Origin of the sequence: Thiothrix lacustris DSM 21227 (assembly GCF_000621325.1) — a bacterium.
Lineage (GTDB): Bacteria > Pseudomonadota > Gammaproteobacteria > Thiotrichales > Thiotrichaceae > Thiothrix > Thiothrix lacustris.
Genome location: NZ_JHYQ01000049.1, coordinates 1 through 9,092 on the forward strand (window position 1 = coordinate 1; position 9,092 = coordinate 9,092).

The following is a 9,092-nucleotide window of genomic DNA, read 5'->3' on the forward strand; positions in this document are numbered from 1 at the left end:
CCCATGCCTAAAGGCAGGGGTATCTCGCGCACGACTGATGACTTTGATAGGTATTTGGTAAGCAGAGAGGCTATGTGGAGCGGGTGAAGGGAATCGAACCCTCGTATGCAGCTTGGGAAGCTGCCGTTCTACCATTGAACTACACCCGCCTATGAGATACCGTAAGCAGGCCGCTATTGTAGAGCGTTTTTGCCGAGACAACAATCATGATTCCTGAATTTGCTAATAAAGTGCTGATCTGGTTCGACCAGCACGGGCGGAAAGACTTGCCATGGCAGCAACATCCTACCCCTTACCGTGTGTGGGTGTCGGAAATCATGTTGCAACAAACTCAGGTTGCCACCGTTATCCCCTATTACGGGCGCTTCATGCAGCGTTTCCCCGATGTGCTGACCTTAGCCGATGCACCACAAGACGATGTGCTGAAACTGTGGGAAGGCTTGGGCTATTACAGCCGCGCCCGCAACTTGCACAAAACCGCACAGCGGGTACGCGACGAGTACGCCTGCGTCTTCCCCACCGATAGGGCTGACATGGAAACCTTATCGGGTATCGGGCGTTCCACCGCTGCCGCCATTCTCTCCCTCAGCCACGGGCAAGCACACGCCATTCTGGACGGCAACGTCAAGCGCGTCTTGGCACGTTACCACGCCGTCGCAGGCTGGAGCGGCGAACCCCGTACCCTCAAACAGCTCTGGGAACATGCGGAATACCACTTGCCCACCCAGCGCAATGCTGACTACACCCAGGCGATGATGGATATGGGTGCAACCTTGTGTACCCGCAGCAAACCGCTGTGCCTGCTATGTCCGTTACAAGACGGCTGCAAGGCTTTCCAGCAAGGCAAACCACAAGACTACCCCGGCAAGCGCCCCAAAAAAGACTTACCCGAAAAAACCGCGCTCGCTTTGTTACTGCGTAATAGCGATGGTGAACTGCTACTCCAGCACCGCCCGCCTACCGGCATTTGGGGTGGCTTATGGAGCTTTCCCGAATTTGCCGATGAAACGGCAATGGCAGACTGGCTAGCGCAGCACTTCGCCCAAACCTGCATAGTAGCGGCACGTTTGCCCGCCCTGACCCACACTTTTTCGCATTACCGCCTGCATTTACAGCCCTTACAGGTCGATTTAGACGCGCACCCTGCACGGATAATGGAAGGCAACGGCTGGCTCTGGTATAAAGCAGACACACATTTTACTGGCGGGCTATCAGCCGCAGTCCGGCAGTTTTTCCAGAACATTGAGTAAACGACTGAGGAAACAACATGACACGAATGGTGAACTGCGTACATTTAGGCCGCGAAGCAGAAGGGCTGGAGCGCCCAACTTACCCCGGCGTATTGGGCGTGCGTATTTACGAACACATTTCCAAAGAAGCATGGGGTCTGTGGTTGAAGCAACAAACCATGTTCATTAACGAATACCGTCTCAGCACCATCAACGCTAAAGACCGCAAATTCCTGCAAGAAGAAATGGAAAAGTTCTTCTTTGGCGAAGGCGCCAGCACGATTGATAATTTCAAACCCGTGTAAGACATTTGGGGCGTAATACTACGCCCCAAAACCTGACATTACTTCCCGGGTGGTTTCCAGATGATGGCTTCCATCTGCCACTTAGCTAGTACGTCTTTGGGTGGCACGGAACCATCGGGACCATTCCACGTTCCCCCAAACAAATACAGCAAGTTGCCGGTTTTAGGTGCGTAGCACAGCACTTTGCCGGATAATTCTTCTGAACCTGCCGCACACTCTTCCGTCGCACCAAAGGTGTAAACATCGGTGAATTTGGAACCGATAGGATGCCCAAGGCGATTACCAATCAGGTTATCATGCACCATCACTGAAAAGACTTTGGCCTGTTTTGCATCTGGGTTGATCGTCAATAATGGCTTCAGATCTTTACTCACGGTAATCACCGGGTATTCCTTGCCTTCAGCGTAATTGGTGCGTTGCGCCACGTTAAGCCCCTGAAAAGCCATGGTAATATCATGCAGGTTAAACGGCGTATCACCATTGATAGGCCCAATGCCATCTGCTGACAGCACTTCCACAGGTTTAACCGGTGGCGTTGTCGGGGTATTTGATTGCTCATTGCAAGCCGTTACACCAAACAGGGATGACGTTGCCAGTATCATCCAGCCCATTGCACGCAGATTCAGCATGTCCTCTCCTTCAATAATCGCAGTCAACTCATTGTTTCATAAAAAGCCTAGCCGTGCATTTTTATGGTTCTATGTTTATAGTCTAGAAACTTATTCGCCACCTGAAAAATACCAACATGCCTAAAAACCCTGTCTGGCTGATTGATGCCAGCATTTATGTGTTCCGCCCTTGGTTCGTGCGCCAGCCCATTCCGCTGGATCGCGATGGTAATCCGGTGAACGCGGTGCTGGGTTTTCTGCGCTTCGTTTATAACCTGTTGCAAACCGAACAGCCGCAACAAATCGCCTTTGCTTTTGATACCAGCCTGAAAACATCGATTCGCAAAGACATTTACCCCGCCTATAAAGCCAACCGTTCCCCCGCTCCCGACGAGCTTAAGTATCAATTTCAGCTTTGCCGCGACTTTCTGGATGCGCTAGGCATTGTGCAAACCGCCAGCCAGCACTTTGAAGCCGATGACGTGATCGGCACTTGGGCAAAACAGCAACAGGCCATTGGCACACCTTGCATGATCATCAGCGGTGACAAAGATTTGACGCAATTAGTCGGTGAACACGACATTTGGTGGGATTACGGCAGGCGCACACCATTACCCCCCGGCGGGGTGAAAAAGGAATTCGGCGTATGGCCGCAGCAAATCCCCGACCAGTTGGCGCTTGCTGGCGATGTAGCCGACAATATTCCCGGCATTCCCGGCATTGGCATGGCGACTGCTGCTAAGCTGTTGCAGAAATTCAACAGCGTGGAGGTATTACTATCCCGTATTCCCGACATTGGTTTGATGAAAACCCGGGGCGCGAAACGTTTGCAAGGGTTAGTGGAAGAACATCAGGCGACCCTGCGACTCGCGCGGCAGTTGACGAGCATTCATAGCGAAGTACCAGAAGTGCCGATAGATTTACGACGAGGCGAGAAGGATTTGCCTAAACTACAAGCACTGTGCGACACACTACAACTGACTGAACAACAATTCAAACTCTGGGTTAATGTCTAGCCTTAAGTATGCATTACTCGTCACCCCAAGCCTCACACCATCCTATAAACCTCACCATCCGACGCTACTGCGCCCAACGCCATCATGCCACCCAAGACGTTTTCAATGTCCTGAATTTTGCTGCGTTTAAACAGAGCTGCGAGTGCTTTGACTGAGCGCGGCGCGAGAAGGAGTTGTTCGCGGATGATGGGGATTTGTTCAGCTAAGGATTTAGGCCAGTCGCGTTTAGCTGCGGGGGTATTCCCTTCGACTACGCTCAGGGAGCGGGTGTCGTCATCCGCAAGTGCGAGATCTTCCTGCTGGCTGAGCGGAGTCGAAGCCTGCTTATCCGGTGCTTGGAAGTCGGGGCGTAACCAGCGGATTTTGCCGTTGGCTTCTTCGGCGGCGCGTTGGGTGTTGAGGTCAACGAGGCGGCTGAGGAGTTCTTCTTCGGCTTGCGCTTGGGCTTCGGGTTTGTCGGGGAGTGGCGTGGTAGCACCGGGTTTGCCGACGAGTTCGGCGGCGAGGTCATCCCATCCGTAAGCGGCGAATACGGCACGGTCGAGCTTGTCGTGGAGTTCTCGCAGAATGCTGGTGAGGGCTTGGGTGTGAATCTCTTTGTCTTTGTGCTTTTCGTTTATCACTTCCCCGCTACGCAACTTTTCCAGCACGTTGTACATATTGGTTAGCGTCAGGGTGGGGTGCGCGGCTTGCTGGCGTTTGCGGTGCACGTCGATTTGCTCGGCAATGGCGCGAATTTGCGCCTTTTGCTCGTCACTCGCATCAGGAAACGGAAATGTCTCAAAACACACGGATTTGTTGTAACGTGGTGTCGGTCCCAAATCACTGCCCTTAATTAATGCCCATGGAACATGAACACGACTCGACAGAATACCCAATTGAAAGGCGTCCTCAACGGCAATGTTAACCAGCATGTTGTCAGGCAAAATATTTTTATCAAGAAAGGTAAAGAAACGGTGTTTACTAGTTTCGACGGTAGCAATGTAACGATCAATAGCGGCATACATCCGCCGCCATTCACTACGCGCTTCTCCATGAATCCACCAATTTTTACGATAGCTTTCACGATTATTTTGATCGCGCTCAGGCTTAACACGCTCAACTAACCATTGATAAACGCAAGGAAATTGCTCCTGCACCTCCTCGGCTTTCAATCCAAAAAGATCAATTACCAAAACATCACGAGAGTTTTGAGTTATATCACGCCCGTTTCGGTATTCACGAATATATTTATCAATTCCCTGAACTGTTCCAAGACCGAGTTGAGCAGCATCTGCACGACTGATGATAAAACCCGCGCCAATTGTTTGAACACCACGGCTGCACAATCCTCCATTCGATTGCAGTGTCTTAGCGGTTGAAACGTTCGCGCCTGCTGTTAAATCAGCATGAAGTTTGCCATTAGAAGACTTGAATACAACGCTATAAGCATCTTCGCCGTCGGTGGTGGATTCGGCGGTGACGGTTTGCAGCGTTCCGGCAAGGTCGCCCGCTTGCCCGACGGTCATGGCAATGCGTACCGCCGCGCCGTCGCCACTGTCCACCCACGGATGATCAGGAATCGCAAAAATCAACGATAGCGGCTCTTTCGCTTCGAGTTGCGCTTGCACGACACGGCGATTAAAGGTCTGGCGCAAACTGTTGGTGGTGATAAAACCAAAGCGTTGCGCCTTGCCCGCCCGCACCGTTTCCGCTGCCTTGTGCCACCAATACATCACAAAATCGCTCGATTCCGGCACATCAAACCACGCCTTACGCAACGCTTCCACATAGCCATCGCCCAAGGTAGCCCGCATCGGCGCAGCCCCAATAAACGGCGGGTTGCCGATGATGTAATCGGCGGCAGGCCATTCGGCTTTGCGCGGATTGAGGTAGCGCACCACCGCCACTTGCGCGGTTTCGTCCGGCACATCTTTGCCTGTGACCGGATGCATCTTGAAGGTGCGCCCATCCCAGCGCGTCACGAGATTGCCCGCCGCATCCAACACTTTTTCCACGCTGTCATACGCCAATACCGCATCACGGTTTTCGATATTGTGGAAGTCACGCAAAATCGGCTCGGCAGGCGACACATTGCCATGCACCCGGAAATGCCATTGCAGATAACCAATCCACAACACCATTTCCGCAATCGCCGCCGCCCGTGGATTCACCTCCAACCCCAAAAACTGCTGCGGACTCACCGATACGCCTTCCATTTCCAGCGTTCGCGGCGAAAAACCCAACGCCTGCAAAGTATTCAACACCTCACCTTCCAAACGCTTGAGGTGTTCCAGCGTCACATACAAAAAGTTACCCGACCCACACGCCGGGTCAAGAATCCGCAAACTGCACAAATGGGCATGAAAGGCGCGGACCTCATCAATCGCCGCCTTCTTGAATGACTCATCCGCCGTCAGCACTTTCTTGGTTTTTTTCGCCTTGCGCTGCCCCGACAACTCCAGCGAAGTCGGCGCAGACTCATCATTCACCACAGGCAACACAATCCGCTGCGATGCTTTTTCCGCCTTTTCCAAGGATTTTTGGTACTCAGCCAATAACACGGTGGCAGCGGTTTGCACATCCGCCCACTGCTGACGCAACGGCGCAAGCACCGTCGGCAACACCAGCCGCTCCACGTAAGCACGCGGCGTATAATGCGCCCCCAACTTATGCCGCTCTTTCGGGTTCAACGCCCGCTCCAGCAACGTCCCGAAAATCGCCGGTTCAACGTAACGCCAATCCGCCTTTGCCGCTTTCAGCAACAGCTCAATTTGTGCTTTATCCAACGCTAGCGCCGTCGCCCCCGCAAACAGCCCACCGTTAAAGCGTTTAATCTCAACATACTCGCTATTGTCATAACCGCCTTTATCCATCATCAACCACAGGTTTTCCACCGCTGCTTTAAAGCGTTCTGGCTTATCTAGCATCTTTTCCAGCAAGTGCGTGAAACGGTCTTTCGGCAATAGCTCCACATCTTCCGCAAACATGGTAAACAGGCAGCGCATCAAAAACGTGCCGACCGTTTCCGCCGCGTGCGCCGCTTCCAGCGATTTCGCCAACGCAGCCAATTGCGTCGCAATCTGCTTGGTGACTTTAGCGGCTTTTTTGGATTCATCAAGGCTATGCGGATCAGTCCAAACCGCCGCCAGCCGCGCACGGATGTCCGGCTTACGCAAATCATCGAGTTTGATGCGGTACGAACTGCTATCAGGGAACTGGAGATAATTTGAGCCTGAACAGGTAAATTCAGCATACAACTCAATCACATGACCCACATCAGTCAAAATCATGAATGGCGGCTTTTTCTCAAAGGCAGGCAGACTACGAATGTAGCCGTCAGCTTGGTTACGGGCGCGACTCATTGCCGTATCCAACCCGCTAGAACCGAATTTTTTACCCGTTGACTTGCCTTCTAACACAAAACAATCACGGCGATACAGATCAATAAATCTCGTGTTGGAGCTACGATCATCCTTAAGTTCATCAATGCGCCGTTCAAACACGTAAGCGTTCAGCTTGTTATCCGCATGAGCAGGCTGCGGCTTTTCCACCCCCAACAATTCGCACAATTCACCGAGGAAAAGCTGAAGATTGGCTTTTTCCGAGCCGTCTTTGCCCTGCCAGCGTTGAATGAAAGCGTCTGCGTGCGTGTCGGTGGTGATCATGAAAGCCCCTGTTCCCCATTAGATGTGCATGGAATGTAACCTAAACACGACGCACAGGCAGTGATAAGTATCACTACAGATGTAAACTTCACATCAAACAGTTGTCGACAGCATCAAAACAAGCATAATATGATGCATATATTTGATGCATTGGAGACAATCATGCGTACTACATTAAACCTTGATGATGAACTATTACGTCAGGCATTTGAGCTGACAGGCATTGCCGAAAAAGCAGCCCTGTTGCGTGAAAGCCTGAAAGCCCTGATCGAACGCGAAAGCGCCCGCCGCCTCGCTTTATTGGGTGGTTCCGAACCACAACTGGAAGCCCAGCCCCGTCGCCGTTCCACGGAAGAAGCCCTGTGATTCTGGTTGATACCTCGGTCTGGATTGATCACCTGCGGGTAAAAGACGAGCGTTTAGCCATGCTTTTGAATGAAGTGCAAGTTTGTATGCACCCAATGGTGTGGGGCGAACTCGCGTGTGGCAACCTGAAAAACCGCCCAACCCTGTTGCGTTTATGGCAAGGTCTGCCCGCCATCACCCAAGCCAGCCATGCTGAAACCATGTACTGCTTAGAACAACGTAAACTGATGGGCAAAGGCATCGGCTATGTGGATTTGCACCTTTTAACCACTGTCCTACTATCACCGGGAACACAGATTTGGACGCGGGACAAGCGTCTACATAACATTGCCACCGAATTAGGCTGTGGCTGGCAGGAATCACACTAAGCTACCCATCACCGTGCCGCCAAACAGCGCTGATACCGCCCATACACCGTATTAGCAAACTTCCCCGTTGTCAGTATCCGTGAGGTTTTCTCACTATGCAGTTGGATATTAGGCACTTGCGCATAGACCGCCGCCTTCCCCGTCGCCTTAGCATACGTTGCCCGAATCAGCTTATAGGTCGTGGTATTGTTAAAACTCAGGGTTTTTTCCTGCATCAAATCCCGGCGGATTTGTGATTCTTTCAAATTCAACGCAAACGCCTGATTAATATAGCGTAACGCCTGCTCCGTACCACTAACCTTTGACGCCACGCTGCCATCGGCTTTGTACATCAACAAATCGCCATCAGTTGCCAACGTTTGCTTACTTAATACGCCAATCACCGCCTGAAACGCGGCATTGCGGCTGCTGTAACGCCCCGCATTAAAATCAGCAAAACGGTAAAGTTTCTTGTCGTAGCCCGACTCATAACCCAACAATAATAACGCCCCGTAAAACAACCCACCCTTGCGGGTATAAAGGCTATCGCGAACTTGGTAAATCTCTTGCAGCGACAATGCCTTGCCACCGCGACGCTGGGTTTCATACTGCACCGCAAAATTCACGGCCACCTGCATGGAACCGATGGTGTCGATTTCATTGCTACCTTCAATCAGGTCGCTAGCAAAATGGTTATCCAACAACAAACCCAGCTTGTAGCGACGCGCATAATCTTCTAGCCCCGCCACCAGAGCGCGGTAAGCCAGATCAAGATCACGCTCGGTTTTAGCCCGACGAATACGCTGCATAAAGCTATCAGCAGGATCAGGAAAACGGTTGAGAAACGTGATCGCCCCACCGCGCAGGATCGATAATTTACTGAGCTTCTCAATCACCGCTTTTTCAGACGATTTACCCAAATTCGGCACAGTGGGATTAGCGACAAACCCGGACTCTTGATCAGCTACCGCAATAATCGAACACACATTCTCACGACTTTGTGGCAAGCCATGCAGCTTAAGCACATCCAGCACATCACTTGCCCAGCCACGCGGATCAGCCACCGCAGGTTCCGCTGCCTTGATCAACATAACCGTCGGCAGCAAACCAACAGAAGGTGGCGCTGACACAGCCACCGCTTTGGCTGGTTCACCCATCCAGTATTGCTTGAAGGCTGGGTAAACCCACATACCAACCCCCACGACCGCCCCCAGCACAGTGGTCGCCATTAGCCAGCGTGCTAAACGTTTCAGCATATCCATGAACTCAGTTTACCAACAGCACGCCGTTCTTGACTACTCCCCACGGCTAAAGCCGGGGGATTCCTAATTCACCGAGAACAGGACGACGACACCGAAATGCCATCGCCACTAACATTCTCTCCAAAGGCTAACACCGCCAGCCCGGCGGCTAAAATGTTACGTGCTGCATTCACGTCACGGTCGTGGGTTGTGCCGCATTCGGGGCACTCCCACGATCGCACGTCCAGCGGCATGTTTTCTTTCACGAACCCACAGCAGGAACAGCGTTTAGTGGACGGGAAGAATCTCCCTATCTCAACGTATGTCCTCCCG

The 9,092-nt window shown here is 52.2% G+C and carries 9 protein-coding genes and 1 tRNA gene; 5 read left to right on the forward strand and 5 right to left on the reverse strand.

The window, feature by feature from the left end:
- Window positions 1-75: 75 nt before the first annotated feature.
- Window positions 76-149: transfer RNA gene (locus Q394_RS0116575), tRNA-Gly, on the reverse strand.
- 57 nt (window positions 150-206) lie between these two features.
- Here Q394_RS0116575 and mutY point away from each other — a divergent pair.
- Together mutY and Q394_RS0116585 are read left to right on the forward strand one after the other, a co-directional pair.
- Complete coding sequence (gene mutY / locus Q394_RS0116580; protein WP_028490231.1) at window positions 207-1,250, forward strand: A/G-specific adenine glycosylase; 1,044 nt, start codon at window positions 207-209, stop codon at window positions 1,248-1,250.
- A 17-nt stretch (window positions 1,251-1,267) separates the two neighbouring features.
- A complete protein-coding gene (locus tag Q394_RS0116585; protein ID WP_028490232.1) occupies window positions 1,268-1,534 on the forward strand; it encodes an oxidative damage protection protein in 267 nt (88 codons plus the stop codon).
- 38 nt (window positions 1,535-1,572) lie between these two features.
- Here Q394_RS0116585 and Q394_RS0116590 read toward each other — a convergent pair whose 3' ends face one another.
- Entirely contained in the window at window positions 1,573-2,163 is a 591-nt protein-coding gene (locus Q394_RS0116590; protein ID WP_028490233.1) for a DUF1131 family protein, read from the reverse strand.
- A gap of 116 nt (window positions 2,164-2,279) precedes the next feature.
- Here Q394_RS0116590 and Q394_RS20910 point away from each other — a divergent pair, with 116 nt between their 5' ends.
- The gene (locus tag Q394_RS20910) at window positions 2,280-3,158 is read left to right on the forward strand and encodes a 5'-3' exonuclease (RefSeq protein WP_038141896.1); all 879 of its coding nucleotides are present in this window, start codon (window positions 2,280-2,282) and stop codon (window positions 3,156-3,158) included.
- Window positions 3,159-3,190: 32 nt separating this feature from the next.
- Here the strand turns inward: Q394_RS20910 and Q394_RS20915 are convergent, their stop codons facing one another.
- Entirely contained in the window at window positions 3,191-6,805 is a 3,615-nt protein-coding gene (locus tag Q394_RS20915) for a class I SAM-dependent DNA methyltransferase (protein WP_038141897.1), read from the reverse strand.
- 162 nt (window positions 6,806-6,967) lie between these two features.
- On the opposite strand from Q394_RS20915, the gene Q394_RS0116605 reads away from it, so the two are divergent.
- Window positions 6,968-7,171: a type II toxin-antitoxin system VapB family antitoxin gene (locus tag Q394_RS0116605; protein ID WP_028490234.1), complete on the forward strand. Its 204-nt coding sequence runs from the start codon at window positions 6,968-6,970 to the stop codon at window positions 7,169-7,171.
- Window positions 7,168-7,539: a type II toxin-antitoxin system VapC family toxin gene (locus Q394_RS0116610; protein ID WP_028490235.1), complete on the forward strand. Its 372-nt coding sequence runs from the start codon at window positions 7,168-7,170 to the stop codon at window positions 7,537-7,539. The genes Q394_RS0116605 and Q394_RS0116610 overlap by 4 nt, the downstream gene beginning before the upstream one ends.
- A gap of 8 nt (window positions 7,540-7,547) precedes the next feature.
- Here Q394_RS0116610 and Q394_RS20920 read toward each other — a convergent pair whose 3' ends face one another.
- The gene (locus Q394_RS20920) at window positions 7,548-8,780 is read right to left on the reverse strand and encodes a DUF1615 family protein (protein ID WP_038141898.1); all 1,233 of its coding nucleotides are present in this window, start codon (window positions 8,778-8,780) and stop codon (window positions 7,548-7,550) included.
- Between the two features lie 68 nt (window positions 8,781-8,848).
- A partial coding sequence (locus Q394_RS22100) for a zinc ribbon domain-containing protein (RefSeq protein WP_156946810.1) occupies window positions 8,849-9,092 on the reverse strand: 244 nt, incomplete at its 5' end.

Bases quoted from the DNA above. Each gene is read 5' to 3' on its own strand.
- mutY (WP_028490231.1), top strand. From the start codon at position 207: ATGATTCCTGAATTTGCTAATAAAGTGCTGATCTGGTTCGACCAGCAC.
- Q394_RS0116585 (WP_028490232.1), top strand. From the start codon at position 1,268: ATGACACGAATGGTGAACTGCGTACATTTAGGCCGCGAAGCAGAAGGG.
- Q394_RS0116590 (WP_028490233.1), bottom strand. From the start codon at position 2,163: ATGCTGAATCTGCGTGCAATGGGCTGGATGATACTGGCAACGTCATCC.
- Q394_RS20910 (WP_038141896.1), top strand. From the start codon at position 2,280: ATGCCTAAAAACCCTGTCTGGCTGATTGATGCCAGCATTTATGTGTTC.
- Q394_RS20915 (WP_038141897.1), bottom strand. From the start codon at position 6,805: ATGATCACCACCGACACGCACGCAGACGCTTTCATTCAACGCTGGCAG.
- Q394_RS0116605 (WP_028490234.1), top strand. From the start codon at position 6,968: ATGCGTACTACATTAAACCTTGATGATGAACTATTACGTCAGGCATTT.
- Q394_RS20920 (WP_038141898.1), bottom strand. From the start codon at position 8,780: ATGGATATGCTGAAACGTTTAGCACGCTGGCTAATGGCGACCACTGTG.